The organism is Bradyrhizobium sp. JHI2711, assembly GCF_056156565.1.
This window is the reverse complement of record NZ_JBPZPT010000004.1, coordinates 544,567-571,291: the sequence shown is the minus strand read 5'-3', so window position 1 is coordinate 571,291 and position 26,725 is coordinate 544,567. Positions and strand designations below refer to the sequence as shown.

Below are 26,725 nucleotides of genomic sequence, written 5' to 3'. Positions count from 1 at the left end.
GTACGTGAGGGTCGGCTGTCCGGCGAGTCGACGCCACCGCTGACACTTGGACCGGCTTGAATCAGGACTGATGTACTCCGTCCGGACCCCAGTCGCTGACGTCCGACCGGTGATCCGTCGTCAGGCAGGAAAGCCTAGCCGGGTACGTTCGAGTAAGGCCGTGTTGGCTCGGGCAGCTCCTTGTCGTCTGCATTCATTCCATTGCGGCAGGTCGGCTTTGGGTCAAAGGCTGCCATCGGCGGCTCCGGCGACGGTTTCCCCTCAGCCCTCGGAAGCGGATGCTGCGAGCCTAAGAGGCGAAGTCAGCGGTGGGCCAAAAGCGGTCATCGGTGCGTTGACCGCATGGCGGGTGAAGACGTGCTAGGTCGTTACCGCACGGAACAGACGCCATTTGTCGGGCACGCCTTTGAGAAGGTGGCGGCCGCGCTCCTCAAACGTCAATCCAGAGCCTGCCACGAGATCGCGAACCGTCTGTGAGACCAGAACTTCACCCGGGGCAGCTAGCGCCGCCACACGTGCACCAATATGCACGGCAATGCCAACAATATCGTGAGCGACGAATTCGCACTCGCCGGTATGCAAACCGCAACGGACCTTCAGATCGAGTGGGCGCACCGCGTCGCCGATTGCGCTTGCGCAACGCACAGCGCGCGCAGGGCCATCGAACGTGGCAAGGAAACCGTCGCCGGCGGTATTGACTTCGCGGCCGCGATACTGGCCGAGCACGCCCCGAGCTTTGGCATAGAACGCATCCAGCAGCACGCGCCAGGCGCCGTCGCCGAGAGCGGCCGCGCGCTCCGTCGATCCCGCAATGTCGACAAACAGCACAGTTGCAAGCACCCTGTCCGGCTCCGCTGCTTGCCGATGCCCGGTGACGAACTCTTCGACCTCATTGATAATTGCATCCTGATCGCCAGCCCAGACCATATGGTCCTGACCACTGAGCTCAATCAGTTTGGCGCAAGGAATCTGCTGCGCCATGTAGCGCGCATGCTTCACGTCAATGACGCGCTCATCGGTGCGATGCAAAATCAAGGTCGGCACACGCGTCACGGGTAGGATGTCCCTGACATCGATCTCCCGGTTCATGCGCATGATCGCCGATGCCGCGCCGGGGCTTGCCGAGGCCCTGAAGTAGGCGGCGGTTTGCTCAAGTGCCTGCTTATTGCCAGCGAGGCTAGGCGCCCACATCAGCAAACTCATCGCATCTGCCGAACCCCAATGGTGCTCAATGTCATCGAGGAAAGCGCTCCACTGCGCATCGGTCCACGCGAATGCGTAGTCAGGGGCCCACGAGCGTCGCGCATAAGTGCCACAAAGCACCAGAGCTGACGTGCGTTCGGGATACGTAGCTGCATAGAGCAGCGACATCGGACCGCCCTCGGACACGCCAAACAAGGTGGCCCGCTGAGAACCAACCTGGTCCAGCACCGCCTGCACGTCGTGCATCCGCTGTTCAAGCGTGAAGATCTGGGAACCGCGATCGGACATTCCGGTGCCGCGCTTGTCGAACGTGATGACCCGCGCAAACGTTGCAAGCTTGCGGAAAAAGGAAGCGCGTGCCGGCGATTGCCAGAGCGCTTCGACATTGGAGACAAAACCTGGGACGAACAGCAGGTCGCGCGGACCGTCGCCCATCACCTGATAGGCAATATGGACGTCGTCACTTTTGACATAGTGAGTGGCCGGGATGTCAGCCATGGTGGCCTACTGCGTGACAAACCGCGGGCGCGAGTGTCGCACCTCATTCCGCGTCAGGCTAGCGAAATTCGGTGGAGAATTTGGCTGCCGCCCACCCGTAAGTACCGGCGCGACTGGGGAACCAGGTGCGGCCGCGATGTGCGTTTCGGGTAAACGCGACCGGTCCGGCCGATCTTGCTCACCAATGTGACACGATGGGCCATGAACGGACTCATGCACCGCAGCAAACAACAGCTCTATTCGATCACTTCATCTGCGCGGGCAAGCATCGACGGCAGCAAAGCTAGGCCGAGGGCCTTGGCGGTCCTCAAGTTTACGACGAAGTCGAACTTGGCCGGCTGCTCCACCGGAAGATTAGCGGGTTTTGCTCCACGCAAAATCCTGTCGACGTATTGGGCAGCGCGGCGATACAAATCCGTAAAATTCGGCCCATAAGACATGAGGCCACCCGCTTCGACGTGCTCTCTGGCGTTGTAGATTGTTGGCAGTCGCGCTCCCATTGCTAAAGTCTGGATCCGATCGCGGTGGGTATTCACAAGCGGATCGGCAACTATATACAATGCCCCTGCACCACCTTTTAGCGCCTCGAAGGCAGACGGGATGTCCTCTGCTTGACGAATTGTGAGGATGTCGGTCTCAAGACCAAGCCTCGCCGCCGCCGCTTGCACTTCACTAAGCTCCAGTGCGGACAAGGAATTGCCAATGTTCCCAATAGCTGCCAAACGCCGAAGACTTGGAATGGCCTCGCGCAAAAGTTCTAGGCGCTTGCCGGCAAGATCGGTTGCTACCGTCGAGAGGCCCGTGACGTTGCCGCCAGGTTTCGCCAAACTCGCAACCAGCTTGTTTGCAACTGGGTCTCCCGCCACCGCGAACACGATCGGAATAACCGATGTTGCCTGCATCGCCGCGATAACGTTTGCGGTCCCCGAGGTTACAATGACATCGACCCTAAGCCGAACGAATCCGTCGCAAATTTAGCGAAGCGTTCACTGTTTCCTTCGCCCCACGCATACTCAATCGCGACTGTTCGCCCCTCGATCCATCCGAGTTCACTCAGTCGCTTCAAGAATGCAGCAAGCCGTTGGCGCTCGACCGAAGGGGTGCTCTGACCCAAGAACCCGATGGTTGGCAATCGAGGGGATTGCTGCGCGCGGCCCGTTACCGGCCGCACGGCCACCAGACCAGCAAGAGCACCAAGCAAATCCCGGCGCCTCATACCTACCTCAACCGCAGACGACGGCATCATATGGCTGAGGCCAGCGTTTTGGTAGGGATGAAACCGGCTTCGCCGCGGTCCGATGTCCGAGTTGGGTCAAAAGCTGCCCTGCGCACTTCAAGAGGCCTCTCCGCTCAGCTTTCGAAAGCAGACCATGCGAGGCCAATCCCCATGGCGCATTTCCGCGCTCAGATCGCGATGCGAACTCGCGGGAAGCAAGGAATGTGGGCACCGTCACTGGACGCTGAATACCGGATGTTGACCCGCGCGACGGTGCTCGCCAAGACAACCAGCCTCCATTCGGAGTGCTGGTGTCAACGCGCAGGCCAAAGCCGCTCGCTCAGGCGGCGCTGACAGTCTCGAGCTCAGCCGCCAGGAACTGTCTCTCAAACGCCTCGGCGGGCATCGGACGGCCGAAGAAATAGCCCTGCCCTTCCTCGCATCCCAAGCTGACCAGGAAGTCGGCCGTTGCGCGGTTCTCGATGCCTTCAGCCACGACCGTGAGACCGAGCTGCTTGCTGAGGCCGATGGTCGAGCCGACGATGGCGGCGTCGTCGGAATTCGACAAAAGACCAAAGACGAACGACCGGTCGATCTTGAGGCCGTCGAGCGGAAATTTCTTGAGATAGCTCAGGCTCGCATAACCGGTGCCGAAATCATCGAACAGGATCCGGACGCCGAGCTCCTGAATTCGCTTGAACATTTCAAGCACGCGGCGCTCGTCATGCAGCAGGATGTCTTCGGTGACTTCGATCTCGAGCAGCGACGGCGTCAGCCCGGTCTCTTCGAGCAGTGCTGCAACGGAATGCGCGAGATCGCCGGACTGGAGCTGCGAAGGTGAGAGGTTGATCGCAACACGCACATCGTTGCCGGACAATTCCCAGGCGCGTGCCTGACGGCAGGCGGTCTCCATCACCCAGTTCGCGATACGCTCCGACAGCGCCGAGGTGTTGACGACAGGCATGAATTCGGCCGGTGAGACGTAGCCGCGCACCGGATGCCGCCAGCGGATGAGCGCTTCGGCTCCGACCAGGCTGCCGTCGATCAGACGAACTTGCGGCTGGTAGAACAGCTCGAATTCGCTGCGGTCGGCGGCAAGCGCCAGCTCGCCCTCCAGCCTCAAGCGGTTCTCGAGCTCCTGCCGGATCGCGGCTTCGAATACGACGTGGCCGCCGCGCCTGGTCGCCTTGGCTTTCGTCAGCGCGAGATGGCCGTTGCTCAGGAGGTCATCGGCGTTGCTCCCGCCTTCAGGATAGACGGCGACGCCAACGCTGATCTTGACCCGGTGCTGGCGCGTGCCGGTTGCGAGAGGGGCTTCGAACGCGCGCGCGATTCGCTCGGTCACCGCCGCGACCGGCTCGGTGATCTCTGCGCAATCGATCGCGATGGCAAATTCGTCCCCGCTGAGCCGGGCGACGATCGCCTTCCCACCGACTTCGCTCCGGAGCCGCTCGGCGACCGCGCGCAGCACCAGATCGCCGGCGGAGTGCCCTAGCATGTTGTTGATCTCTTGGAAGCCGTCGAGCCCGAGCACGAGCAACGCGACGCTCGAAGACCGTCGCTCCGCCGCGGCGATCAGATCGGTCAGGCCCACATGCAGCATGTTCCGGTTGGCCAGCCCCGTCAGCGCGTCATGTTCGGCGAGATATCGAATGCGTTCGGCTTCACGTTTGCGCACAGAAATATCGCGCAGGATCGCACCATATTGAAAGCCGTCCGTTCCCTGCCAGCCCGAGAAGCTCGCCTCGACCGGGAAGGTTTCCCCGTTCTTGCGCCGGCCTTCGAACTCGACGACGACGGCGCCGCCCGGAACCAGAAGCGCCTGGCGCGCGGCGTCGTGCATGGATGGCCTTGCGCCGGCGTGTGCCGGCAAAGCGCACAGCGTTTCGAACGGGCGGCCGATGATCTCGGCCGGCATGTAGCCGAAGATCGCGCTGGCGCCGGGATTCCAGACCGTGATGCGGTGATCCTCGTCGGTGCAGACCAGCCCGTCGCCGAGCGACATCGCGATGCGATGAAAGCGGCTCTCGGCGATGCGTCCGAGCAGGCTGCGGAAGTCGATTTCGTCGAGCGCAATCGCGGTCAGGTAAGCGACGATGGCGATGTGGAACAGCGACGTATCGATGACCAGGGGCCATCTTGCCTGCACAAGGATTGCGGCCAGCTCGACCACCGCCCCGGCTGCGATCAGGATTGCGACGCGAAGTCCTGGCGCGATACGGCGCCACGAATACAGCATCAGCAGGCAGATCGCGCCCAGTCCGACCACCATGCCGACATCGGAGGTCCAGCGCAGGGTCCGGTTCTGAAGGATCGATTCAGCGGCGAGCGCCTGGAGGACTGGCCCCGAGATGATACTGCCGTTGGGAACGCTGAAACGGTCGCCGAGCTCGAGCGCCGTGGCGCCAATGATGACCTTCTTGCCTTTCAGCTTGTCGAGCGTGGCGCTATCGCCGCGCAGCACGTCGACATAGGAGACGGCGGGAATGGAGGGCGCGCGAATGCTGAAATCGATCAGAAAGGGCGGTCGCCGATTGGCGTCCTGGCCCGCCAGCACGACGGCCATCGAAGGCATGAAGGCGTCGCCGAGCTTCTCGCCGAACGGATAGCGGCGAACCAGCCCGTCGGATTCGATTGCGACATTGACGACGGCCGGCCACGACTGGTTGCTGAACGACTTCAGCGGCCGGTTGACATGGGCCGGGCCGCCCCTCGGTGTCGGCTGCTTGAAGGATGGCAGGATCGTCGAACCGCCGGCGTCTCGCAATGCCTTGGCGAAGGCCGCGTCGGAGGCGGAATCCGACGGCGTGCTGAAATCGACATCGAAGGCAACCTCCTGCGCGCCTGCCGCTTCCAGCCTTTGCAGCATTTCGGCATGGAGACGCCGCGGCCAGGGCCACACCCCGATCTGGTCGATCGACGGCGCATCGATACCGACCACGACGATGTCGCCGGTGGCCGCACGCGTTTGCCACTTGAATCGAAGATCGGTGAGCGCATTGCGAAGCGCAGCATGCCAGCCCGTGGACAACACCACCGCGAGCGCGATCACGACAAGAATATGCGGCCGATAGCGTTTCACCCGAGCCTCCCCCCACACCCGCCCCGACGGACGCGTCCACCTAGAGTTCAGCGTCTGCCGTGCCCATTGCTGCCATTTCCGTGGCCGTGGCCGTTGTTGCCTCTGCCATTGCCGGTGGCGCCGTTGTCGGCATGGCTGCTGTTACCGTGACCGTTGTTGCCGCCGTTACGTTTATTGTTTTGATTGCCGCCGTTGCCGCTGTTGCCGCCGTTGCCGTTGTTGTTACCCGAATTACCGTTGCCGCCGGCATTTCCGTTGTTTGCTCGCGGGGCATCGCTGGATGCGCCGGCCGTCGTTGCGGCGATCGTGGCGTTCGCGCTGGCGGCACCGCTGCTTGCCGCACCGTTGGATGCAGCCGGGCTCGTCTGGCCATCGTTCCAGACCGTCTGACTGTCGCCCCTGGCATTCGCGTTACGTGCCTGCCCCGGCGGAACGCCGCCGTGCGCAAGGCCGCGCGTCGCCTTGTGGACGTTCAGCTTGACCTCTCCCAGCGCGGCCGAAATGCGCACGGCTCCTGCCTTGGAGGCATGCCCCCCGGCCGCCTGCCCCGAGGCCTTGGGTGCGCCGGCCGCCTTGCTTCCCTTGTCGACTGGGCCGAGCGCATGGATGGCATGGCTATTGGCCGCATGGCGCGGCGCCGACAGGCCCGACTTCGGCACTGGGACACGCTCGATCGTGGGTGCACGGGGCTTGCCCTGCTCGATCGGATTGAGCGTCCCCGCACCGCTGAGGCTGAGACCGGGCTTGCCGTGTTCGAACACGGTGGCCGCTTGTCCGGGCATCACTTGCGCAATCTGTCCCGTCTTGAAATCGGAGACTTCGACCTGGCCGCGCAGCACGCCGACCTTGGTGCTACCGGCACCGACCGTGACGCTGAACTGCGTCCCCTTGACCACGGCGGCGAGATAGGGCGTCTCGACCTCGAAATGTTTGACGTTGCGCTTCTCGACCTCGAGCAGGATCGAACCCGCCTGCTGGATGATGGTGGTCGACAGGCCGTCCTTCTTCTCGGCCGGCAGGCCCACCACCGAATTGGGGGAGATCAGGATCGTTTCCTCGCCGCGGACCAGGAGAACGCGCCCGTTGCGACCGGTGCGAATGGTATCGCCAGGTTTCAGCGTTCCTTCTGACGTCAACGACACCTGCTGGGCGCCGCTCGTCGCAAGCCAGACCTCGCCCGAGGATTTGCTGACCGACCACACACCGTCGTCCGCCGCGAATGCGCTGGAAGCCGTTCCCAGGATCAGCGCCGCCGCCAGGGCGCGCCGCATTCCAACTCTGCCGAACATGATGATCCTCAGCCCGCGTTTACAGCCAAGCCTGAGGGGTATCCGAAATCACTCAAGATAGGATTATCGGAAAGCGGCCAGCGGAGCGGCCGGATTAACCAATCGTTGACCATAAAAACCTATGAAAAATCATGCGGCTAACGAACCCTTACCGCCCCGTGGCAGATCCTCCGTCGAACTACGGAGACAAAGTCGCCGCGCGCGGTGAGAAGCGGCATCTCCTTACCGCATTGGTATCGGCGGCAGTAATTTTGGTGGCAACTCCAGCGGCACTCGCTCAACAGGCGAACCAGCCGGGCTTCGATCCGCGCCAGCCCGAGAAATATTTTGATAACCAGACCGAGCAGGAATCGCTCGGCCGGCCGCCGGTCCGGTTGCCGAGCGTCGGACAGCCCACGACGGGCGGCGATACCAAGCCGCAATTCGTGCTGCGCGGCGTCAGCGTCGGCGGCGCCCATGCGGTTTCCCCTGATCGCATCGCCGCTGTCTACCAGCCTTATCTCGGCCGGAAGGTCTCGCAGGCGGATCTGGCCGCGATCGCAGGCGCCATCAGCGACCTCTACCGCGAAGCCGGCTTTCATCTGAGCCGCGCCATCGTGCCACCACAAGACATCGCCGACGGCCGTGTCCGGATTCAGGTCCTGGAAGGTGCGATCGTGCAGGCCGAGTTGAAGGGCGACGGTGCAGAGCGGTTCGGCATAAGGCCGATGCTGGCGCCGGTTCTGACCGAACATCCTTCGCGACTGGCAACGCTCGAACGCCAGCTCTTCCTGATCAATGGCAGGCCGGGCGTCCGGATCACCGACACTGCGCTGGAGGAGATCGGCGGTACGACGGGCCGCTTCCGCCTGACCATCTACTTGAAAACCTGGCACGTCTTCTCCTCGTTCGGCCTCGACAATCTCGGATCCTCGTCGGTCGGTCCCTGGCAAACCTACGCCACCGGCGCGTTCAACTCCTACCTCACGCCCGGCGATGCATTGGCGGTCAACCTGTCGACCATTGCCAACGACCCCCGCCAACTCGGCTTCGCACGGCTGTCGTACGATGCGCCCGTCGGCGTCGACGGTGTCCGCCTGGGTGCTTCCGTGCTGTACAGCGCGGTAAGGCCGGGCGATATGCGCCGGCTCGATAGCGACATCACCACGACCCAGGCGTTCGAGCTGCGTGCCAGCATGGTCCCGTTGCAGTCGCAATCCTCCACGCTCACGCTGACCGCCGCCACGACCTTCAGCAATGTGTCCGAGCATGATCTTTACGGGCCCTGGTACAACGACCACATCAGGACGGCGAGCCTGACCGCCGACTACCGGCTGTTGGATCCTTTTGGCGGCACCAATTTTGCGACTCTGACCTACCGTCAGGGGCTCGACGTTTTTGGCGCCTCACATTTCGAGGACAATCTGTTGTCACGCGACGGAGCCTCCTCGAACTTCTCGGTCCTGAACCTCTGGTTCACGCGCTACCAGACACTCAACGATGTCTGGTCGCTCAAGCTCGCTGCCGCGAGCCAGACGGCGTCGCGCCCGCTGTTCACTTCGCAACAATTCTATCTCGGCGGCGCGGCCTTCGGCCGTGGCTATGGCGCAGCCGAGATCAGCGGCGACAACGGCCTTGCCGGCTCGCTCGAGCTGCGCTTCGACCAGAAGCTCAATTTCCGCTATTGGACCGGCTACCAGCTCTATGCCTTTGGCGACGCTGGCGCAGTCTGGAACCACGGTTATCGCCTGAGCGACGGGCTGTCGCTGACATCGGCCGGAGCCGGTGTGCGCTTCTTCCTGCCGGACGACCTCCAGGCCGATTTCGGCGTCGCCGTCCCCTTAAGCTACCGGGCGCCGGACAACGAGCGTCGCAGCCCACGCTTTCTTTTCACGCTGTCGAGCGCGTTCCGGCTCTGCCCCGAACGCGGCCGGGCGAGCTGTCTCTAGCCGCCCGGTCCTTCGGGCGGGATGTCGCATCCTGACAGCTTTTCCCCGCGGCCATCCTTCGAGACTCCCGCTTGAGGCGGGCTCCTCAGAATGAGGCCGGAGTGCGCGGCCGGAGTTTCCACGGGCACAGACGCTGATGAGCCTCATCGTGAGGAGACGCTCGACCGCTTCCTGCGTGACAGCGCCAGCAGCGCGCTCACGCCTGCGGATACGAAGAGCCCAATGATCATGAACCCGGGCGACTATTGGCCGGGACGCTTTGCGGCAGATCAAGGCGGCTCCGACACGGCACGCTAAGAAACCACATGCTGTCGGAGAGACACGTGTCGCACTATACCGGAAGTCTTGGTACGAAAAGCCTTGTTCCGAAGGGCCTGCCCGCGGCGAGGGTGCCGGCATTCATGCGGCATCTCTATCGTTCGACCCGCAGGCTGCTGCGCTCGATCGTCGCTCGCATCGATCTCTCGCAATTTCCAGGATCCTGCTGCGGATGAGCGCGGCAGCCGCAAGCGAATGCAGAAAGATTGCCCTATGCTCCGACATGTGAGACGGATTTTCCTGCTGCTTGGCCTCGTCTCTGGCTTCGGCTCGTCGTCCGCTCTCGGTGCTGATGCCGGTCACGGCGCCGAACTCGCCAGGCGCTGGTGCGCGAGCTGCCATGTCGTGGCGAACGGACAGGCTCAGGCGAGCGCCGACGTCCCTTCCTTTGCGTCAGTCGCGCGCAGGCCGGATTTCAGTGCGGAAAGGCTCGCATTCTTCCTGCTCGATCCGCACCCGAAGATGCCGAATTTTCCCCTGAGCCGAACCGAAGCCGGCGATATCGCGGCCTACATCGCATCGCTGCGTTAGATGCCTGATCGGCCGCCGAAGGCCGCGCTCGCGCAAACCGAGCGGCGCGCTTTTCCGAAGGTCATACTTCAGCAATAGTCTGAGCTTCATCCCGGATGGTCACGCCGGGCTGCACGAAGGCTGCAAATGCAAATCCCTGCCGGTGGACCGGCAGGGATCAGCAGAAAGGATGACAGACGGCGAATGAGATCATTCGGTGGCCCATCATGGACCTGCACCGGTATCGAAGCGCGGATCTTCACGTCATACAAGATCAATTTGTGGGCACGCTGTACACAGACCGAAAATCAGGACTTGCCCTTGCCGGGTTGCATGAGACTGCCGGTCATCTGACGCATGTGATCTCCGGCGCTGGTGAACTGACTGCGGAGGAAATCGGATTGGATTCGCATCGCCTCCTGGAGGTCGGTGGCATGCACCAGCTTGCGCGCATGCTCGAAGGCCGACTTCATGTTCTGCTCCGTGAAAGCCAACGCCTGCTTCGACACCTCTGTCCCCGCCCCCGGAACGGACGACATCGATTTGGTCGCCGCTTCAAAGAACATGCCGAAGGCCTTTTCGGCCTGGTCGATGGTCTTCTCGGCCAAATCACGCAGTTCGGCCGGAACTTCGATTTTCGGTTCGATCATGGTCTCACTCCTCCCTTTTTCCGTCTGAATACCACATTTGCCTGACCGCCATCCAGCCGCCAGCGCTCCGGCGAACGATGCCGGGGAGCCTGCTCTGGCAGGAAAATGGGCAGGATGGGCGCGCGGCCGGGCTCTAGGATAAGGGGTGCTCGGGAAGAGCTTCGTCGGTGGCGAGATCTTCGACCAGCTTGATCACCTCGAAGCGCTGTCGCGGCGCGAGCTTCAGGAAGGCCCGGAGCAGGCGCAGACTTTCCACGGTGCTGCCTGCAGGCACACCGAGCTTGAGATGCAGCTCAGCCGCGAAATTGAGGTTTTTCATCTCGCACCTATGACAAGCATCGGTCGTGATCCGCTCGAGAACCGAACGCCGCAACAGAACTATGGCGACGAACGTTCGGCCGAAGGGACCCGCCGGGTTGCAGGCTGAACCGCGTCCAAACGACGGCCTCCATCTGGTTGCAACTATGCCAAGCAACAACCCATCCGGCAAGCCCAACCGTGGGTATAGCGATGCTTGGTCTGCATCGCGCCACAGCGTTTCCGGATAACAGGAATATCGATCGCCGTCACCCACCTGCGTCAAGAAGCGTCATCAATCACGCGCACAGCCCCTCTTGCTGTCAATCAACACGGGGTTTCGTCGTGTTTCCGATGTCAAATGCACGTTAGCGCGCACGAATTGGCGATTCTTCAGCAAGATACACGCATTTGTTGAATCCGTCCCGGCGGTTGCATTAAGCGCGTGAAAGTCGATCTCGCGGCCGGTCCACCGTGAACCGCCGTCCTCGCGCGAGCGACCAAGCCGTTGCGGCACGGCCACGCAGACACGGGCGCCATGGCTGAAAACTCTTCGATTTGGGCGCGCCTCAGCACCAAAAGGACGACGGCATGCTTTCTCGCTGCGATCTCATCAAGGGCGCCGCAATCGCGCTTCTCACCCTCTCGACACAAGGCGCATGGGCGCAGGAGACCAAGATGAACCTGTTCAAGATCGTCACCGTCAAGGACGAAATCGTCGTCGGACTGTCGGCGCAGGAGCTTCAGGCGCTCGGCGGCAATGATGCGAGCGCCGTCGCACACGCGCTGGCACAGAAGGGCGATCTCACCGTCTGGCAATACAACGTGCATCGTGGCCCCAACGGCGAATTACAGCAGGCACCGACAGCCAAGATCGGGCTGCTGGCCCATGCCTCGCTGCGCGTCGAGCCCTACACCACGCCTTACCAGATCGTCCCTCACCCGTAAGCAATGGGCGGGACGCCGGCGGCCGAGACCGCCGGCGCTCCGCAATCATCCACGTCGGCCCCCGCGCGCCGTTCCCGTCTCCGTCGCGAAGCCGTAGATCAGCGCCAGCCGGTCCAGGCATTCGCGGAAACGCCGCGCGAAGTAATCGTTCCAGCGTTGCGTGCGGACGGCACGACGCTGCCCAACCTGATCCATGGTCAGACCCAGCACCAGCACGTCGTGCACCAGCGCGGCGCCGTCGGTGCCGAGCTCTCGTTCGATCCTGTTGAGCCGCAGCACCGCCTGGCGCTGGCTTTCGGTGACGACCTCACGCGTGCCCGTCCCATCGACATATTCGCGCGTCGTATCCACCGCCTGCGGGCCGCGCTCCGCCCGCTCCCAATCGTTCTGGAAGGCGCGGCCGCCGCGGTACTGCGCCTCGTCGATCTGATGGTGCGCGTGCAGCCGGCCAAGCGGATCGCCGCGGACCGACCGGATCGCCAGGATCTTCTCGCCGGAACCGAGCGCGAGCGGATTGTCGACTTCCACCTCCGCGATCTCGGCGTTGAACGGCACCTCCCGCGACCGCCGGTCGTAGATCTGCGCCAATTTGTAGGACTTGTTGCGTCGGGCACGAGCCACTCGGATCTCCTTGCAAGACTGAGAGTTGAACGGAGGGCGGCACCGTCAGAGCGCCGAGACCAGCTTCAGCACGACCGGGCCTGCGGCACGGGCCGCCGACGCAGCCTCGGAACGGCGCGTCAGACGGCCATGCGGCGCGCAATAGCTCGAGCCCGGCTGGCGCGGGTGGCCGCAGAAGGTGATCTCCTCACCGTCCTTGTCGCCGCCATAGGGATAGCGGCAGTCGGCCGGCTCGAGCTCGACCAATTGGATCAGGCGCGGCTGGATGCCGACACAGCGCAACTTCACCCGCGCCGCAGGCTTCATGGCGGACTTCGGCGGCAGATTGAGGCTCGGCCACGCCACCCGGCGCGGCGAAAGCAGGCTGGGTTCACCCGGCAAGGGCGGCGCGAGCGCCGGGCTCGTCATCCATTGCGGCACGATGAGCCCGAGCCGCTTGGCGCGGCCGACCACCGCGCTGCGCGTATAAGCCGTTCCAAACCTTGCGTTTATCTGTCTTCCGATCTCCGCATAAGACATGCCTTTGTGAAAATAGTCGCGAAGCGCGTCGGAGTGCTCCGACGGCCAATGGCCCGGTTCCATGCTGCTGTCCTGTGATGCGCCTCCACCCGGGAGGCGAGACGCACATTCCGTTATTCCGAATACAGAGTCAAGCCGTATTTCTGATATTCATAATTGCATCAATTCCGAATTTCGGATTACAAGAGGCGAGACGGTGCGCAATCGAGGGAATCACCATGTTGGACGTAGCAATGATCGAGCGGGGCCTGGAGAAGACGGGCAAGAGCAAGGGCGGCCTGGCTGCGGCCATGGGCGTGCGGCCCGGCGCGGTCTCGGAGATTCTCGGCGGCGAGCGCCTGGTGAAGGCCTCGGAGATCATTCCGATCATGGAATATCTCGAGCTCAATCTCGCGCCGATCATGGGGCGCGTCGGAGCCGGCGCCGTGATCGAGCCGGACTACGAACAGGTTCCGCCGGAAGGTCTCGGCGACGTCGCGTTGCCCTTCCCGATCATGGAAGAGACGATCGCATTCGAGATCGTGGGCGATTCGATGCTGCCCAAATACGAAAGCGGCGACGTGATCGTCGTCTACAAGGACCAGCGCCACCCGCTGTCGAGCTTCTACGGCGAAGAGGCAGTGGTCCGCCTCAAGACCGGCGAGCGCTATCTGAAGACCATCGAGCGGGGCAAATCTCCCTCAGTGGTCAACCTCACGAGCTTCAATGCCAAGCCGATCGTCGGCGTCAAGCTTGACTGGGTCGGGGAGATCTGCCTGTCCATGCCCAAGGGACAGCTTGAGCGGCTGCGCGCGAAGTCGGCGCGGCCGCGCAAGAAGGGCAAATGAGGGCTGCCACTTCTGATTAAAAGAAATCACACTTGACATAGTTCCGATTTTCGGAAATAATCTGCCGCGTCCCGACCATGGGGCGCGGCAGGGTCGTTTCATGCAATACTTCGTCGTGATGATCGATTATGGACGGCGGGGCCGCGAGGCGGTCGTCGATCCCGAAATCACCCGGCGCGAGGTCATTTCCCGCCTCGCCTCGGGTGAGTATCGGAACGTCTCGTTCATCCACGAGATCGTGGAGAACTCGGTCGAAGATGTCACCGCGGCCATCCTGGCCGAGGCGGCCCTCCCACAGATCGAGCCCGAGGACGTCGATCTCCAGGCAATCCGCCTCGACCACATCCACGACCTGCGCAAGCACGAGAGGACGTGACTCAGGCCTAGAGCATGATCCAGACCTGAAGGGCCGCGTTAGCGCAAAGTGTGCAGCGGTTTTCCGAAACGATCATGATCAATCAACAGCCTAAAGCGCGATGACGTGACGATTCATCCTAATCGCATCGCGCTTTAGGGCGCGCCACCGTCCCGTTGGGCATTACACCAGGAGAACGGTCGATCCCGTGGTCTTGCGTGCCGCAAGATCGGCATGCGCCTTGGCGGCGTCCTTTAGCGGGTAGGTCTGGTGCACCTCGATCTTGACCGCGCCGGACTTGACGACGTCGAACAGCTCATTCGCCATCGCCACCAGATTTTCGCGCTTGGCGGCGTAGGTAAACAGCGTCGGACGCGTGACGTAGAGCGAGCCCTTCTGGGCGAGCAGGCCAAGATTAAGCGGCTCCACCGCGCCGGAGGACTGGCCGAACAGCGCGGCGACGCCGAGCGGGGCGAGGCAATCCAGCGATTTCAGGAACGTGTCCTTGCCGACGGAGTCGTAAACCACTGGCACTTTCTTGCCGCCGGTGATCTCGTCGACCCGCTTCACGAAATCTTCCCTTGTATAGATGATGACATGGTCGCAGCCATGCGCCTTGGCGAGCTTCGCCTTCTCGTCGTTGCTGACGGTGCCGATCACGGTCGCGCCGAGATGCTTGGCCCACTGGCTCAAGATCAGGCCGACACCGCCGGCGGCCGCATGCAGCAGGATGGTATCGCCGGCTTTCACCCGATAGGTCTGGCGGATCAGATATTGCGTGGTGAGCCCCTTGAGCATCATCGCCGCCGCCGTCTTGTCGTCGACGCCGTCGGGCAATTTCAACAGCCGGTCGGCGGGGATCAGCCGCGCCTCCGCATACGCCCCGAGCGGCGAGGCGCCATAAGCGACGCGATCGCCCGGCTTCAGATCGCTGACGCCAGGCCCGACCTCTTCGACGACGCCAGCCGCCTCGCTGCCGAGCCCGCTCGGCAGTTGCGCCGGATAGAGGCCGGAACGGTTATAGATGTCGACGAAATTGAGGCCGACCGCGGTGTGGCGGATGCGCGCCTCGCCGGGCCCAGGTTTGCCGACGCTGACCTCCTCCCAGACCAGGACTTCCGGACCGCCGGTTTTGTGAAAGCGAATGGCATGCGTCATGGGCGTGCTCCTTTATCGTTGAAATGAAAGTTCGAACACCGGATCGGCCTGTGAAATAGGCATTTGGTCCGCCCGTTACAGTATAGAAGCCGTAACAAGAATGTCACAGCGAACCACAAACAGCCGCCGTTCCGCCTCCGTTCGAAAGAGTTGATGAGGGCCCCGCGGCGACCCGCAGTAGCCTTGCGCGGGGTTTGATGGTCGCCTGCGAAGGAGAGCCGAGATGCCAGCTTACGTTCAGCATCATCAGGACGTCGAAATCGCGCCAGTGAATTGCCCTACCTGTATGGGGTTCCTGCCGATGTATGTGCGCGAGGTCGAGCCGCATTGGAGCCTAGCCAAGATCGACTTCGTCTATGAATGCGCCGATTGCGGCGCCGAGCTGAGGCAGACGATCCGCAAGCCGGAGCTGCTGCGGCACTGATCGCGCCAACAGCGAAGCGCTCAACTATTTGCGCTTAGCGGAAAAACGCCGTTCACGCGGGTCAGATGTCTCCCAAACGTGGCTTGTTCTTTGCCTGGAACGCAGGCAGAACAAGCCTCAAGCAAGACCTTTGGGAGCGCCCTTTCGTGGCTGATCAGAAGGCCTCGACCTCGATCGAGGCAGTGGAGAGCGGCCTCGCCGCGCAGGGCTACATCGCGAGCCGGCAGATCGCGACTGCCGTCTATTTGTCGCAGCAGATCGAGAAGCCGATCCTGGTCGAGGGCCCCGCGGGCGTCGGCAAGACCGAGCTCGCCAAGGCGATCGCGGCTTGGCGCGGCATGAAGATGATCCGCCTGCAATGCTATGAGGGCCTCGACGAGGCCAAGGCGCTCTACGAGTGGAAATACGCCAAGCAGCTTCTCTACACGCAGATCCTCAAGGACAAGCTCGGCGAGGTTCTCGGCGGCGCGCAGACGCTGCATGCCGCGCTCGACCAGCTCCACGATTTCGGCGACGTGTTCTTCTCCAAGGAATTCGTCGAGCCGCGGCCGCTGCTCCAGGCGCTTGAGCAGCCGGGCGGCTGCGTGCTCCTGATCGACGAGATCGACAAGTCGGACGCCGAATTCGAATCGCTGCTGCTGGAAATCCTGTCCGACTTCCAGGTCACGATCCCCGAGCTCGGAACCGTTTCGGCGATCACGCCGCCGACGGTGATCCTCACCTCCAACAGCGAGCGCGACCTCGGCGATGCCCTGAAGCGACGCTGCCTGCATCTGCATATCGGCTTTCCCGAGCAGCGGCTCGAGGAGCGCATCGTCGAAAGCCGTGTGCCCGGCATCTCGCAGACGCTGCGCCGGCAGATGGTCGGCTTCATCCACGAGATCCGCTCGCTGGATCTGAAGAAGCTGCCCTCGGTCAGCGAGACCATCGACTGGGCGCGTGTGCTGGTACTGCTCCAGGCTTCCGAACTCGATACTGAGATCGTCAAGGACACGCTCAACGTGCTCCTGAAATACGAAGCCGACATCGAGGCCGCGACGCCGCAGGTGACGACCTTCATTGCCAAGGCGGCCCGGTCCAACGTCTTCGGTTGACGCCGATGCGCGAAAATCTCCATCGCTTCTTTCGGGCGGCACGCGGGGCTGGCGTTCACGTCTCGCCGGCCGAAAGCATCGATGCGATGCGCGCCGTCGCGCAGGTCGGCATCTCCGACCGCGCCGTGCTACGCGATGCGCTGCTGCTGACGCTCGCCAAGTCGCAGGACGAGAAGCTCGCGCTCGGCGACTGCTTTGATCTGTTCTTCAGCCAGCCGGAGCCGCGACAGGAGCAGCCTGAGGCTGCCGGCGAAGACGATGCTGCGCAAGGCGAGGATCAGCCGCCCTCCGCCGGCTCGGCGAGCGAGGCGGGCGAAGGTCAGCCTTCCCAGGGCCTGGGTCCCTTGGCGCAGATGCTATTGTCGCAGGATCGCAACGCGATCGCTGCCGCGATTGCCAGCGCCTCCGGCGCGGCCTCCCTGTCCGACATCCGCTACTCCACCCAGCGCGGCATATTCTCCAGCCGCATCCTCGACGCCATGGGCCTCCAGCGCCTGCGCGACGATCTCGACCAACTGACCGCGACCAACCCGTCGCTGGCCGAGCGCCTGCGCGCCGCGCTCGATGCCTTGCGCGAAGCCGTGCGCGATACGGTCTCGCAAGGGCTCGCACTCTATGCCCGCGAGGAGGCCGAGAACCTCCGCAACGAGATCCTGCGCAACGCGCCGCTTGCCCGCATCGAGCGGCGCCAGGTCGCCGAGATGCGTGCCCTCATCCGCCAGATCGCACGCCGGCTGCGCGAGCGCTATTCCAAGCCGCGCAAGCGCCAGCGCCGCGGCCATCTCGACGTTCGCCGCACGCTCCGCCGCAACGCAGCCTGGGGCGGCGTGCCCTTCCTCACGGCATGGAAGCGCAAGCATCGCGACAGGCCGAAGATCGTCGCGCTGTGCGACGTCTCGGGCTCCGTTGCGCAAGTCTCGGACTTCTTCCTGCTGCTGATCCACTCGCTGCACGAGGTGGTCGACGACGTCCGCTCCTTCGCCTTCTCTTCGCACCTGATCGAGGTCAGCGAGATCCTGGAGACGAAGTCGCCGGAGGAGGCGATGTCCGAGATCATGTCCAAGGTCGGTTTCGGCTCGTCGGATTACGGCGCCTCGCTGGTCGATTTCGAGAAGGAGTTCATGAGCGCGCTGACGCCGCAGACCACGGTGATCGTGCTCGGCGATGCCCGCAGCAACAATCTCGACCCACGCGCCGACATTTTGCGCCGGATCTCCGAGCGTTCGAAGCGGTTGGTCTGGCTCAATCCCGAGGGGCGGCTCGCCTGGGGCTTTGGCGATTCCGAGATGCCGCGCTACGCAACCTTTTGCAGCGTCGTGCGCCAATGCGCCACCGCGCAACAGCTCGAACGCGCTGTTTCCGATATTGTGGCGACTTATCAATAAGCAATAACAGCCGCCTCCGTCAGGCGGCGTTCAGCTCGGCCTGATTGCATTCCCGAAAGTGACGCGCGATTTCGTCGAGCGCGCGCTGCTCCCATTCTTCTGCCTGCGCCAGCCAGAACGGCCGGCGCTTCGAATCGAGCGCCGCGCGCTCTCGGCAAAGGAATTCCTGCCTGCGAATTTCCACCAGCCTGTTCATGCACTCCACTCCGGCCGTGTGAAGCCATTCCCCGCAGGCCAAGGTAACAGAGTCCTCAATCTCCCGCCTCATCATTTCTGTGCATATCGCGACGCCAAATAGGACAGTGATGCTTGCCGTGCACTGCGGCAGCTCGCATCGCAACATCAAGTGCGGATCATCAATTAGTGATCGGAGAACGTGACGGTAGTCGTGCACTAACGACGTTAACTCTTGTGGCGCAACGAAGTGCCGCAATTTGTGAAGAGATGTTCTAAACAGCTGACCGAATTCCCGACTCATTGTCGTCGCATGGTCTTCATGCGGCGCCGCTAACAGGGGCACGCGAACCGGACGATCGGCTGAGGCACCATGAGCAACGATTTCGAGTTTGATCTATCGACCGACCAGTGGGAAGCGCTAAAGGCGCTTCGCAACCCGGTGTCGAACGGTCGCCTCGCGAAGGCCTATCTCGTCGAAAGCCTCGCCAAGCTCGGCCTCGTTGTCATGAATGACGGCGTGCCTGCGATAACATCCACAGGACGCAAGGTGCTGGTGCGCGGCTCATGCCGGCTGCTCGATCTCGTGGCGTGACGAGATCGCCTGCTGCCGCGTAACTGCGCCATCGCCTGAAAAATAACCTTTAGCTCTTCATCGAAATCGGATTTGCTTCTTGCGACAAGATCTGGCGCGCAACGACGCTGCGCCAGACAGGCAAGGGAGCTGATCATGAACGGGCTTGGCGGGCTGAACAAATCCCCCAACGGTGTGGTTATCGGACTTGTGCAGCTGCAGCTGCCTAGCGTGGTGAGCGCGGCCGATCTCGCCAGGCAGACCGAGCGCATCGTCTGGATGGTCGGCAAGGCCCGCCGCAATCTCTCCACCATGGATCTGGTGGTCTTCCCCGAATACTCGCTGCACGGCCTGTCGATGGACACCAATCCGGAGATCATGTGTCGGCTTGACGGACCGGAGGTTGCGGCCTTCAAGCAGGCCTGTGTCGATAACAAGATCTGGGGCTGCTTCTCCATCATGGAGTTCAACCCGCATGGCAATCCCTACAACTCGGGCCTGATCATCGACGATCACGGCGAGATCAAGCTCTACTATCGCAAACTTCATCCCTGGATTCCGGTCGAGCCGTGGGAGCCCGGCGACATCGGCATTCCCGTGATCGAGGGACCGAAGGGCGCGAAGATCGCGCTGATCATCTGCCATGACGGCATGTTCCCGGAGATGGCACGGGAATGCGCCTACAAAGGCGCGGAGATCATGATCCGCACCGCCGGCTACACCGCGCCGATCCGCGAAGCCTGGCGCTTCACCAACCAGGCCAATTCGTTTCAGAATCTGATGATCACCGCAAATGTCTGCATGTGCGGCTCGGACGGCTCGTTCGATTCCATGGGCGAAGGCATGATCATCAATTTCGACGGCACGGTCCTGGCGCATGGTACGACCGGCCGTGCCGACGAGATCATCACCGCAGAGGTCCGGCCGGATCTCGTGCGCGAAGCCCGCATCAACTGGGGCGTCGAAAACAACATCTACCAGCTCTGGCACCGCGGCTATGTCGCGGTGAAGGGCGGCGCGATGGACTGCCCCTACACCTTCATGCAGGACATGGTCGCCGGCACCTTCCGATTGCCGTGGGAAAATCAGGTCAAGGTCACCGACGGCACCTCGTGCGGCTTCCCGGCCCCGACGCGGATGTTCGGCAAGACGGCGAAGGCGGCGGAATAAGCCGGTTTCTCGGGTGAAACCGCGACAATCTGGCACCGTGGCCTGCGCGCTCGGCAACCTCGTCGGCAATTGCGTCGCAACCGTCGTGGTCGCGGCCCGGGAAGGCGATCTCGACCGGCCAAGGCGGCCAAGGTGCTGGAGGGCGGCGAGGTGGTCGACGTGACGGCGGGATAGAGGTTCGGCGATCAATCGTTCCACTGGAGGAGTGGCGTGCCGTAGGCCCTCCTCCAGACCGACAGAAAGCGCGGAAACCACGAGTGGGCCACGGCACCCTTATAGGCCCAGGTGCGATACTTCAGACCTTGCTCCGAAATCAGCTCCTGATAGCCGCCGTGGAGTTCGGTCGCGGCGCGAATGTCCTTCAGGATTCCTTGCGCGCAGGCCCGATAGGTATCGCCACCCGAGAACTCATCGTAATCCAGCATGCGGTCGGCAAATTCGACGTTGAACGTCGGCCAGGAGGAACGCCCCTGATATGCGGGAGCTGCAATCTTGTGGATCATCTTGGTCCGCGGGTTGTCCGCCGAAACCAGGAAGTGGAACGTGCTCGGAATGCGAAACCGTGGCTCGGCGATGATCACATCCGTCGTGGCCGCGAACAGCGCGCGCTCGCTCGCCTCGCTCATATCCCAGAAGCCGCGATGCACGCTGACGAAATCCAATGCGACCGACGATGCCGGTGAGCTCGCCGGGCCGTCCAGGGAATGCCTGATGTAGCCGTTCTTGCCGAAGAGGCGGAGCAGATCCCTCTTGTACTGCGCAAGGTCGCGCCCGAGCAGCCGCTTCAGCTCGTTCTCGCCGACGATCCCGAGCTGCACGCCCCACACGAAGGTCGTGCAGACGCAGGCATTGGTGACGAAACGCCGGCGCTCGGCGCGGGTATCCGTCGCCGCGGAGCGCGGGCCGTTGGCGTCGCACAGCAAATATCTGGTGCCGTCAGCGTCGAAGGACTCCAGCTCGCTCGCAAGCTTCAGGATCGCGCGCTTCAGGTCTCCGCCATATTCGGCCAGCAACAAGCGGCCGGCGTGCGCGCATTGCGACATCTCAAGGTAAGACGACGCCCTCTCCTCGGCAGAGATCATCTGCTGCAGACCGGCGAGAATGCCGAGCAGCGTATCCGAGGGTCGCGAAAAATAGTTCACGCCGAGATACCGGCCGCGCCCGGCCGGTACGATGGTCGTGGTGACCACGTCGGCGCGAACGGCCTCCAGCAGCAGGCGCACGCTCTTCTCGAGCAGACGGACCCGTCGCACGGCGTCCTGCGCATCCATGATGGTTTCAGGATCGAGAACGTCGGGATAGAACCAGGCGAAGTCGCGGGGGTAATAGGCCGAGGCGTGCGGTGCGCCGGTGACGAGGAAGGCCTCGGTCACCGAAAAGGCGCTGTCCATCGAGTGCCGATAGAGGTCCTCGATCGCCGACAACGAATGATGCGATTGTCTCAGGAATCGATCACCGAGGAAATTGACCGCCTGAAGGGCGTTGGCGACGAAGGTCGCAGCCATCCCCTGATAGAACCGGTTTTCACGATGTGATGGAAAAGAGATGTCGCTGTTCATGTCCGTCAATCGGCTGATTGTCTCGTGACCCTCGTGATGATGGCCACCATCTTAAACATGACTGATTCGTATCTCTACCCGGTGACTTGCGGGTTCGTGACGCTCGCCTACGCCTTGCGCGGCCCGAAATTCTCGATCACCCGCAGCAGCACACGCGCGCCGGCGTCGGCATCGGCGAGCTCGACATGCTCGTCCGGGTGATGGCTGATGCCGCCGCGGCAGCGGACGAAGATCATGCCGACATCGGCAATGTCGATCATCGCCATGCCGTCGTGCCCTGCCCCGCTCGGCAGCTCGAACACGGAGAAGCCTTCGGCTTCGATCGCTTGCGCGATCTGCTGCTTGAGCCAGGGCGCGCAGGGCGCGGTGCGGTTCTCGTGGGTAACGTCGAGCTGAAGCGCCAGCTGTCGCCGCTTGGCGATCGCCTCGATCTGGCGGACGACATCGGCCACCGCGCGCTTGCGATGCATGTCGGTCGGCGCGCGCATGTCGATGGTGAAGGATACCTCACCCGGAATGACGTTGGTCGCGCCGGGCCTCGCCTGGATGTAGCCCACGGTGCCGACGAGGCCGCCCTCGTCGGTGCGGCAAAATTGCTCGATCGCATTGATGCATTCGGCCGCGCCGGCGAGCGCATCTCGGCGCAGCGCCATCGGCACGGTGCCGGCGTGACCGGCCATACCGGTGAGCCGGGCCGCAAGGCGCGTGGCCCCGGCAATGGCGGTGACGACGCCCACCGGCAGGTTCTGCGCTTCCAGCACCGGCCCCTGCTCGATGTGCAATTCGAGATAGGCAAGCAGCTCGCGCCGCGCGCGCGCGGCCGCACCGATATGGTCGGGATCGAGGCCGAACTGCACGAGCGCCTCGCGCATCGACACGCCGTCGCGGTCGCGCGTGTTCAGGATACTCTCATCGAAGGTGCCGGCCACCGCACGGCTGCCGAGCAAGGTCGAAGCGAACCGCACCCCCTCCTCGTCGGCAAAGCCGATCACCTCGATCGCAAATGGCAGGCGCTTGCCGCGGCGGTTGAGATCGGCGACGCAAGAGATCGCGGTGATCACACCCAGCGGTCCATCCCATTTGCCGGCATCGCGCACGGTGTCGTAATGCGAGCCGAGCATCAGGCAGGGCATGCCCGGCCGGTCGCCTTCGTACCGTCCGCAGACATTGCCGATGGCATCGAGATGGGCGCTCATGCCGGCCTCGCGCATCCATCCCATGATGAGGTCCGCGGCCTTGCGCAGCTCCTTGCTGAGGAAGATGCGGGTGAGCTTCTCGGGCTCTTCCGAGATCGCGCCGAGCTCGTTGATCCGGCGAACGATCTCATTGCCGAGCGATGCATCGTGAACGGTACCAGCGCCCATCTCGGCGAGCTTTCCATCTTCTGAGGACACGGCGGTCCTGACGACAATCGATACAAGTTCGGTGCCAGCGGACATCCTCCGGCGCCGTCCCAGTCAGCGCGTGGTTAGCATGAATGCGCCTTGCCGGCCGACCGTCCAACGCCGGTCATGCACATGCGCGAGCAGGTTCTCGCTGCTCAACTCCGCTGCATACAATATTTTGATATTGCCTAGAAATTAGTCTGCCATTTTCCTCGCCAAGTTCAGAGCACACATTATCCCATATTAATTTCAAGTACTTATAACGAATTGCACGCTTCATAGTCTCTGGCACGAAGCTTGCGACATCTGATCCCGGCTCCGCCAAGCCGGCGCAGCCGTGAGATCAAGGCGGGGCATCCGCCAAGGGGAGCGAGCAATGGATTCTGGCAGGATTTCACGACGTCATGTGTTGCAGGGCGGCGCGGCCCTCACCCTCGGCGCGGCAGCGGGCCTCCGCCCGGCCTTCGCGGCCGAGACCACCATCGGCTTCATCTATGTCGGCTCGCGCGACGACTACGGCTACAACCAGGCGCACGCGCAGGGCGCGGCGGCGCTGAAGAAGATTCCCGGCCTCAAGGTGGTCGAGGAGGAGAAGGTGCCGGAGACCGACGCGGTCGAGAAGACGATCGAGTCCATGATCAATCTCGATGGCGCCACCCTGCTCTTCCCGACCTCGTTCGGGTACTACAATCCGCACATGATCAAGATGGCCAACAAGTACCCGAAGCTCCGCTTCGAGCATTGCGGCGGCCTCTGGAGCGAGAAGGACCCCAAGAACGCCGGCAGCTATTTCGGCTATATCGACGAGGCTCAGTACATCTCCGGCATCGTCGCCAGCCTGACATCGAAGAGCAGCAAGCTCGGCTTTGTCGCGGCCAAGCCGATCCCTCAAGTGCTGCGCAACATCAACGCCTTCACGCTTGGCGCCAAGTCCGTCAATCCAAAGGCCACCACGCAGGTGATCTTCACCGGCGACTGGTCGATGCCGGTCAAGGAGGCCGAAGCCACCAACAGCCTGATCGATCAGGGCGTGGACGTGCTCACCTGCCACGTCGATGGGCCCAAGACCATGGTCGAGAACGCGGCGCGGCGCGGCGCCTTCGTCTGCGGCTATCACACCAACCAGTCGGCGTTGGCACCCAAGGCCTATCTCACCGGCGCGGAGTGGAACTGGGAAGCGCTCTATCCGAAGTTCGTCAAGATGATCGCCTCCGGCGAAGGCATCCCGAATTTCTACCGCGGCGGCCTGAAGGAAGAGATCGTCAAGACCTCGCCCTATGCCGAAGCGGTCTCGGCCGAAGCGCGCAAGGCGGCCGACGCGGCCAAGGCAAAATTCCTGTCGGCAGAAGGCTTCGCCATCTTCAAGGGTGGGCTGGTCGACAACAAGGGCAAGACGGTGATCCCTGCCGGTACCGACCGCGGCCAGAAGGATCCTGAACTGGAGAAGATGGACTACCTGGTCGAGGGCGTGCTCGGAGCCACTTCGTGACGACGGAAGCGGCGGATTCCACGGACGCGGTCGGGACAGTCGCCCCGGCCGCCGATCCCGGTTTCCTCCAGCGTCACGGCGGCACGATCGAATATGTCCTGATCCCGGGCGCGGCGCTGGTCGGCGCGCTCGCGGTGTTCGGCATCTTCGTCGCGATGTTCGGCAAGAATCCGCTCGATCTCTATTTCTACATGTATTACGGCGCGTTCGGCACCTGGTTCTCCTGGCAGAACACGCTGACGCGCGCAGCGCCCCTGATCCTCACCGCACTCTGTACCGCGCTGCCGGCGCAGCTCGGCATGGTCATCATCGGTGGCGAAGGCGCGCTGCTGATCGGCGCGTTGTCGGCAACCAGCGCCGCACTCGCGCTTCAGGGCATGCCGCCGCTCGTCGTCCAGATCGCCATGGTCTGCGCCGGCGTGATCGGCGGCGGGCTGTGGATCATGCTCGCGGGTGGCTTGCGGCAATATCGCGGCGTCAACGAGACCATCTCGAGCCTGCTGCTCGTCTACATTGCGCTCGCGATCCTCAACCATCTCGTCGAGGGGCTGATGCGCGATCCCGCCAGCCTCAACAAGCCGTCCACCCGCGAGATCGGCGCCGCCAACATGATCGGCTCCATTCCCGGCACCGACGTGCATTGGGGCCTCGTGTTCGGCCTGGTCGCTGCCATCGCCTCCTACATCCTGATCTATCACACTGTGTTCGGCTTCGCCGCGCGCGTGGCGGGCGGCAACATCCGTGCTGCGAAGATCGTCGGTCTCGGCGTCGACAAGCTGATCCTGACCGTCTGCTTCCTTGCCGGCGGCGCGGCTGGCCTCGCCGGCATGGTCGAGGTCGCCGCCGTGCAGGGACGCACCAACGCCAACCTCGCCGCCGGCTACGGCTTCACCGGCATTCTCGTCGCCTTTCTGGCGCGGCAGAATCCGCTCGCCATCATTCCCGTCGCGATCCTGCTCGGCGGCATCAGCGCCAGCGGCGGCCTGCTGCAACGCCGCCTGGGGCTGCCCGATGCGTCCGTGCTGGTGCTGCAGGGCATCATCTTCGTCTTCGTTCTCGCCAGCGATGCGCTCTACGGCCGCATCGGATTCCTGAAGGGAAAATCCTGAGATGGCAGACGGATCGATTGGCCTCTGGACCGTCCCGCTCGCCGTCCTCGGCGGCGCCATTCGCGTCTCCACCCCCTTCCTGTTCGTGAGCCTGGGCGAATGCATTACCGAGCGCGCGGGCCGCATCAATCTCGGCCTGGAAGGCACGCTGGTGATGGGCGCGATGAGCGCCTATGGCATCTCCTATCTCACCGGCTCTCCGTGGCTCGGGGTGCTTGCCGCCGGCATCACCGGCGCGCTGCTGGGTGCGCTGCATGCCGGCATTTGCTCGCTGCCGCGCGTCAACGACGTTGCCGTGGGCATCGCCTTGATGCTGTTCGGCACTGGCCTTGCGTTCTATCTCGGCAAGCCGCTGATCGAGCCGACAGCGCCGCGGCTGCCCGCCGTCGACTTCGGCTGGTGGAGCGGCATCCCGCAAGTCCAGGCAGCGCTGCGCATCAACGTGCTGTTCCTGATCGGCGTGGCGCTGGCCCCAATCCTCTATTGGGCCTTCCGCACCACCCGCTGGGGCTTGCTCATCCGCACCGCCGGCGAGAGCGCGGATGCCGCACGCGCGATGGGCCATTCCGTGCTGCTGATCCGCCTGCGCGCCACCATGGCCGGTGGTTTCCTCGCGGGCATCGGCGGCTCGTTTCTGTCCCTGTTCTACCCCGGAAGCTGGAACGAGGGCCTTTCCTCGGGCCAGGGCATCACCGCCGTGGCGCTCGTGATCTTCGCGCGCTGGGATCCCCTGCTCTGCCTGTGGGCCTCGCTCGCCTTCGGCGGCGCGGCGGCGCTGGGTCCGGCGCTGCAATCGGTCGGCGTCACCTCTGGCTATCACCTATTCAACGCCGCGCCCTACATCCTGACGCTGGCGATCATGATCATCACCTGCTCGCCGAAGCGGACACTGACCGGCGCGCCCGCCGAACTCTCGATCACACGGTAACACGCACGAGGTCGT

The 26,725-nt window shown here is 63.3% G+C and carries 26 protein-coding genes and 1 pseudogene; 14 read left to right on the top strand and 13 right to left on the bottom strand.

The genetic code is table 11. The features are described 5' to 3' along the window. Positions 1–360: 360 nt before the first annotated feature. The 4 genes from ACTEK7_RS30155 to ACTEK7_RS30140 form a co-directional block, all read right to left on the bottom strand. On the bottom strand, positions 361–1,701 hold the full coding sequence (locus ACTEK7_RS30155; protein ID WP_225148123.1) for an adenylate/guanylate cyclase domain-containing protein: 1,341 nt from the start codon (positions 1,699–1,701) through the stop codon (positions 361–363). A 236-nt stretch (positions 1,702–1,937) separates the two neighbouring features. Then, positions 1,938–2,675: an ABC transporter substrate-binding protein gene (locus tag ACTEK7_RS30150; protein WP_225148183.1), complete on the bottom strand. Its 738-nt coding sequence runs from the start codon at positions 2,673–2,675 to the stop codon at positions 1,938–1,940. 582 nt (positions 2,676–3,257) lie between these two features. Beyond that, the gene (locus tag ACTEK7_RS30145; protein WP_225148122.1) at positions 3,258–5,999 is read right to left on the bottom strand and encodes an EAL domain-containing protein; all 2,742 of its coding nucleotides are present in this window, start codon (positions 5,997–5,999) and stop codon (positions 3,258–3,260) included. 47 nt (positions 6,000–6,046) lie between these two features. Next, a complete protein-coding gene (locus ACTEK7_RS30140; protein WP_225148121.1) occupies positions 6,047–7,288 on the bottom strand; it encodes a FecR domain-containing protein in 1,242 nt (413 codons plus the stop codon). Between the two features lie 131 nt (positions 7,289–7,419). Here ACTEK7_RS30140 and ACTEK7_RS30135 point away from each other — a divergent pair, with 131 nt between their 5' ends. Then, entirely contained in the window at positions 7,420–9,216 is a 1,797-nt protein-coding gene (locus ACTEK7_RS30135) for a ShlB/FhaC/HecB family hemolysin secretion/activation protein (protein WP_225148120.1), read from the top strand. A 143-nt stretch (positions 9,217–9,359) separates the two neighbouring features. Here ACTEK7_RS30135 and ACTEK7_RS30130 read toward each other — a convergent pair whose 3' ends face one another. Next, positions 9,360–9,446, bottom strand: a complete 87-nt coding sequence (locus ACTEK7_RS30130; RefSeq protein ID WP_368736791.1) for a hypothetical protein — start codon at positions 9,444–9,446, stop codon at positions 9,360–9,362. A 301-nt stretch (positions 9,447–9,747) separates the two neighbouring features. Between ACTEK7_RS30130 and ACTEK7_RS30125 the strand changes: the two genes are divergently transcribed. After that, entirely contained in the window at positions 9,748–10,065 is a 318-nt protein-coding gene (locus ACTEK7_RS30125) for a c-type cytochrome (RefSeq protein WP_036007678.1), read from the top strand. Between the two features lie 287 nt (positions 10,066–10,352). On the opposite strand, the gene ACTEK7_RS30120 is transcribed toward ACTEK7_RS30125, so the two are convergent. Both ACTEK7_RS30120 and ACTEK7_RS30115 read right to left on the bottom strand, forming a co-directional pair. Then, positions 10,353–10,694 carry a phasin gene (locus ACTEK7_RS30120; protein ID WP_036007681.1) on the bottom strand — a complete coding sequence of 114 codons (342 nt, stop codon included), beginning with the start codon at positions 10,692–10,694 and terminating at the stop codon, positions 10,353–10,355. 133 nt (positions 10,695–10,827) lie between these two features. After that, a complete protein-coding gene (locus ACTEK7_RS30115) occupies positions 10,828–11,013 on the bottom strand; it encodes a hypothetical protein (protein WP_036007684.1) in 186 nt (61 codons plus the stop codon). A gap of 569 nt (positions 11,014–11,582) precedes the next feature. Between ACTEK7_RS30115 and ACTEK7_RS30110 the strand changes: the two genes are divergently transcribed. After that, positions 11,583–11,939 (top strand): hypothetical protein, encoded by a 357-nt coding sequence (locus tag ACTEK7_RS30110; RefSeq protein WP_036007687.1) that lies wholly within the window; start codon positions 11,583–11,585, stop codon positions 11,937–11,939. Between the two features lie 45 nt (positions 11,940–11,984). On the opposite strand, the gene ACTEK7_RS30105 is transcribed toward ACTEK7_RS30110, so the two are convergent. Together ACTEK7_RS30105 and ACTEK7_RS30100 are read right to left on the bottom strand one after the other, a co-directional pair. Further along, complete coding sequence (locus ACTEK7_RS30105) at positions 11,985–12,560, bottom strand: hypothetical protein (protein ID WP_225142695.1); 576 nt, start codon at positions 12,558–12,560, stop codon at positions 11,985–11,987. A 45-nt stretch (positions 12,561–12,605) separates the two neighbouring features. After that, positions 12,606–13,142, bottom strand: a complete 537-nt coding sequence (locus ACTEK7_RS30100) for a GcrA family cell cycle regulator (RefSeq protein WP_157283862.1) — start codon at positions 13,140–13,142, stop codon at positions 12,606–12,608. A 155-nt stretch (positions 13,143–13,297) separates the two neighbouring features. On the opposite strand from ACTEK7_RS30100, the gene ACTEK7_RS30095 reads away from it, so the two are divergent. Together ACTEK7_RS30095 and ACTEK7_RS30090 are read left to right on the top strand one after the other, a co-directional pair. After that, complete coding sequence (locus tag ACTEK7_RS30095; RefSeq protein WP_036045323.1) at positions 13,298–13,906, top strand: S24 family peptidase; 609 nt, start codon at positions 13,298–13,300, stop codon at positions 13,904–13,906. 100 nt (positions 13,907–14,006) lie between these two features. Further along, positions 14,007–14,282 (top strand): hypothetical protein, encoded by a 276-nt coding sequence (locus ACTEK7_RS30090; protein WP_036007697.1) that lies wholly within the window; start codon positions 14,007–14,009, stop codon positions 14,280–14,282. A gap of 162 nt (positions 14,283–14,444) precedes the next feature. Here the strand turns inward: ACTEK7_RS30090 and ACTEK7_RS30085 are convergent, their stop codons facing one another. Then, a complete protein-coding gene (locus ACTEK7_RS30085; RefSeq protein ID WP_036007700.1) occupies positions 14,445–15,419 on the bottom strand; it encodes a quinone oxidoreductase family protein in 975 nt (324 codons plus the stop codon). A gap of 223 nt (positions 15,420–15,642) precedes the next feature. Here ACTEK7_RS30085 and ACTEK7_RS30080 point away from each other — a divergent pair, with 223 nt between their 5' ends. The 3 genes from ACTEK7_RS30080 (at position 15,643) to ACTEK7_RS30070 (ending at position 18,322) form a co-directional block, all read left to right on the top strand. After that, positions 15,643–15,843, top strand: a complete 201-nt coding sequence (locus tag ACTEK7_RS30080; RefSeq protein ID WP_036007702.1) for a hypothetical protein — start codon at positions 15,643–15,645, stop codon at positions 15,841–15,843. Positions 15,844–15,989: 146 nt separating this feature from the next. Further along, positions 15,990–16,937 carry an AAA family ATPase gene (locus ACTEK7_RS30075; protein WP_036007771.1) on the top strand — a complete coding sequence of 316 codons (948 nt, stop codon included), beginning with the start codon at positions 15,990–15,992 and terminating at the stop codon, positions 16,935–16,937. 5 nt (positions 16,938–16,942) lie between these two features. Continuing rightward, entirely contained in the window at positions 16,943–18,322 is a 1,380-nt protein-coding gene (locus ACTEK7_RS30070; RefSeq protein WP_036007773.1) for a vWA domain-containing protein, read from the top strand. Positions 18,323–18,341: 19 nt separating this feature from the next. Here the strand turns inward: ACTEK7_RS30070 and ACTEK7_RS30065 are convergent, their stop codons facing one another. After that, positions 18,342–18,518, bottom strand: coding sequence for a hypothetical protein (locus ACTEK7_RS30065; protein ID WP_167361687.1), 177 nt, complete (start codon positions 18,516–18,518; stop codon positions 18,342–18,344). 351 nt (positions 18,519–18,869) lie between these two features. Between ACTEK7_RS30065 and ACTEK7_RS30060 the strand changes: the two genes are divergently transcribed. The 3 genes and pseudogenes from ACTEK7_RS30060 to ACTEK7_RS30050 all read left to right on the top strand — a co-directional run. Continuing rightward, positions 18,870–19,091 (top strand): hypothetical protein, encoded by a 222-nt coding sequence (locus ACTEK7_RS30060; RefSeq protein WP_036007707.1) that lies wholly within the window; start codon positions 18,870–18,872, stop codon positions 19,089–19,091. Positions 19,092–19,226: 135 nt separating this feature from the next. Continuing rightward, entirely contained in the window at positions 19,227–20,240 is a 1,014-nt protein-coding gene (locus ACTEK7_RS30055) for a formamidase (RefSeq protein ID WP_225142692.1), read from the top strand. 37 nt (positions 20,241–20,277) lie between these two features. Beyond that, positions 20,278–20,414, top strand: a pseudogene (locus ACTEK7_RS30050) (C4-dicarboxylate transporter DctA); the annotation flags it as partial. 11 nt (positions 20,415–20,425) lie between these two features. Here ACTEK7_RS30050 and ACTEK7_RS30045 read toward each other — a convergent pair. Then, positions 20,426–21,799 carry a hypothetical protein gene (locus ACTEK7_RS30045; protein ID WP_225142690.1) on the bottom strand — a complete coding sequence of 458 codons (1,374 nt, stop codon included), beginning with the start codon at positions 21,797–21,799 and terminating at the stop codon, positions 20,426–20,428. Positions 21,800–21,906: 107 nt separating this feature from the next. After that, the gene (locus tag ACTEK7_RS30040) at positions 21,907–23,163 is read right to left on the bottom strand and encodes an allantoate amidohydrolase (RefSeq protein WP_225148182.1); all 1,257 of its coding nucleotides are present in this window, start codon (positions 23,161–23,163) and stop codon (positions 21,907–21,909) included. Positions 23,164–23,560: 397 nt separating this feature from the next. Here ACTEK7_RS30040 and ACTEK7_RS30035 point away from each other — a divergent pair, with 397 nt between their 5' ends. The 3 genes from ACTEK7_RS30035 to ACTEK7_RS30025 are packed head-to-tail and all read left to right on the top strand — an operon-like array spanning position 23,561 to position 26,710. Beyond that, a complete protein-coding gene (locus tag ACTEK7_RS30035) occupies positions 23,561–24,673 on the top strand; it encodes a BMP family ABC transporter substrate-binding protein (RefSeq protein ID WP_225148119.1) in 1,113 nt (370 codons plus the stop codon). Then, positions 24,670–25,782, top strand: a complete 1,113-nt coding sequence (locus ACTEK7_RS30030; RefSeq protein WP_036007716.1) for an ABC transporter permease — start codon at positions 24,670–24,672, stop codon at positions 25,780–25,782. Before ACTEK7_RS30035 ends, ACTEK7_RS30030 begins: the two co-directional genes overlap by 4 nt. Position 25,783: 1 nt before the next feature. After that, positions 25,784–26,710, top strand: a complete 927-nt coding sequence (locus tag ACTEK7_RS30025; protein WP_225148118.1) for an ABC transporter permease — start codon at positions 25,784–25,786, stop codon at positions 26,708–26,710. The last annotated feature ends 15 nt before the right edge of the window (positions 26,711–26,725 follow it).

What these genes read in the sequence shown, in the direction of transcription:
- ACTEK7_RS30155 (WP_225148123.1), bottom strand. Translation starts at nt 1,701, where the DNA reads ATGGCTGACATCCCGGCCACTCACTATGTCAAAAGTGACGACGTCCAT.
- ACTEK7_RS30140 (WP_225148121.1), bottom strand. Translation starts at nt 7,288, where the DNA reads ATGTTCGGCAGAGTTGGAATGCGGCGCGCCCTGGCGGCGGCGCTGATC.
- ACTEK7_RS30135 (WP_225148120.1), top strand. Translation starts at nt 7,420, where the DNA reads ATGCGGCTAACGAACCCTTACCGCCCCGTGGCAGATCCTCCGTCGAAC.
- ACTEK7_RS30130 (WP_368736791.1), bottom strand. Translation starts at nt 9,446, where the DNA reads ATGATCATTGGGCTCTTCGTATCCGCAGGCGTGAGCGCGCTGCTGGCG.
- ACTEK7_RS30125 (WP_036007678.1), top strand. Translation starts at nt 9,748, where the DNA reads ATGCTCCGACATGTGAGACGGATTTTCCTGCTGCTTGGCCTCGTCTCT.
- ACTEK7_RS30120 (WP_036007681.1), bottom strand. Translation starts at nt 10,694, where the DNA reads ATGATCGAACCGAAAATCGAAGTTCCGGCCGAACTGCGTGATTTGGCC.
- ACTEK7_RS30115 (WP_036007684.1), bottom strand. Translation starts at nt 11,013, where the DNA reads ATGAAAAACCTCAATTTCGCGGCTGAGCTGCATCTCAAGCTCGGTGTG.
- ACTEK7_RS30110 (WP_036007687.1), top strand. Translation starts at nt 11,583, where the DNA reads ATGCTTTCTCGCTGCGATCTCATCAAGGGCGCCGCAATCGCGCTTCTC.
- ACTEK7_RS30100 (WP_157283862.1), bottom strand. Translation starts at nt 13,142, where the DNA reads ATGGAACCGGGCCATTGGCCGTCGGAGCACTCCGACGCGCTTCGCGAC.
- ACTEK7_RS30095 (WP_036045323.1), top strand. Translation starts at nt 13,298, where the DNA reads ATGTTGGACGTAGCAATGATCGAGCGGGGCCTGGAGAAGACGGGCAAG.
- ACTEK7_RS30090 (WP_036007697.1), top strand. Translation starts at nt 14,007, where the DNA reads ATGCAATACTTCGTCGTGATGATCGATTATGGACGGCGGGGCCGCGAG.
- ACTEK7_RS30085 (WP_036007700.1), bottom strand. Translation starts at nt 15,419, where the DNA reads ATGACGCATGCCATTCGCTTTCACAAAACCGGCGGTCCGGAAGTCCTG.
- ACTEK7_RS30080 (WP_036007702.1), top strand. Translation starts at nt 15,643, where the DNA reads ATGCCAGCTTACGTTCAGCATCATCAGGACGTCGAAATCGCGCCAGTG.
- ACTEK7_RS30070 (WP_036007773.1), top strand. Translation starts at nt 16,943, where the DNA reads ATGCGCGAAAATCTCCATCGCTTCTTTCGGGCGGCACGCGGGGCTGGC.
- ACTEK7_RS30065 (WP_167361687.1), bottom strand. Translation starts at nt 18,518, where the DNA reads ATGAACAGGCTGGTGGAAATTCGCAGGCAGGAATTCCTTTGCCGAGAG.
- ACTEK7_RS30060 (WP_036007707.1), top strand. Translation starts at nt 18,870, where the DNA reads ATGAGCAACGATTTCGAGTTTGATCTATCGACCGACCAGTGGGAAGCG.
- ACTEK7_RS30055 (WP_225142692.1), top strand. Translation starts at nt 19,227, where the DNA reads ATGAACGGGCTTGGCGGGCTGAACAAATCCCCCAACGGTGTGGTTATC.
- ACTEK7_RS30045 (WP_225142690.1), bottom strand. Translation starts at nt 21,799, where the DNA reads ATGAACAGCGACATCTCTTTTCCATCACATCGTGAAAACCGGTTCTAT.
- ACTEK7_RS30040 (WP_225148182.1), bottom strand. Translation starts at nt 23,163, where the DNA reads ATGGGCGCTGGTACCGTTCACGATGCATCGCTCGGCAATGAGATCGTT.
- ACTEK7_RS30035 (WP_225148119.1), top strand. Translation starts at nt 23,561, where the DNA reads ATGGATTCTGGCAGGATTTCACGACGTCATGTGTTGCAGGGCGGCGCG.
- ACTEK7_RS30025 (WP_225148118.1), top strand. Translation starts at nt 25,784, where the DNA reads ATGGCAGACGGATCGATTGGCCTCTGGACCGTCCCGCTCGCCGTCCTC.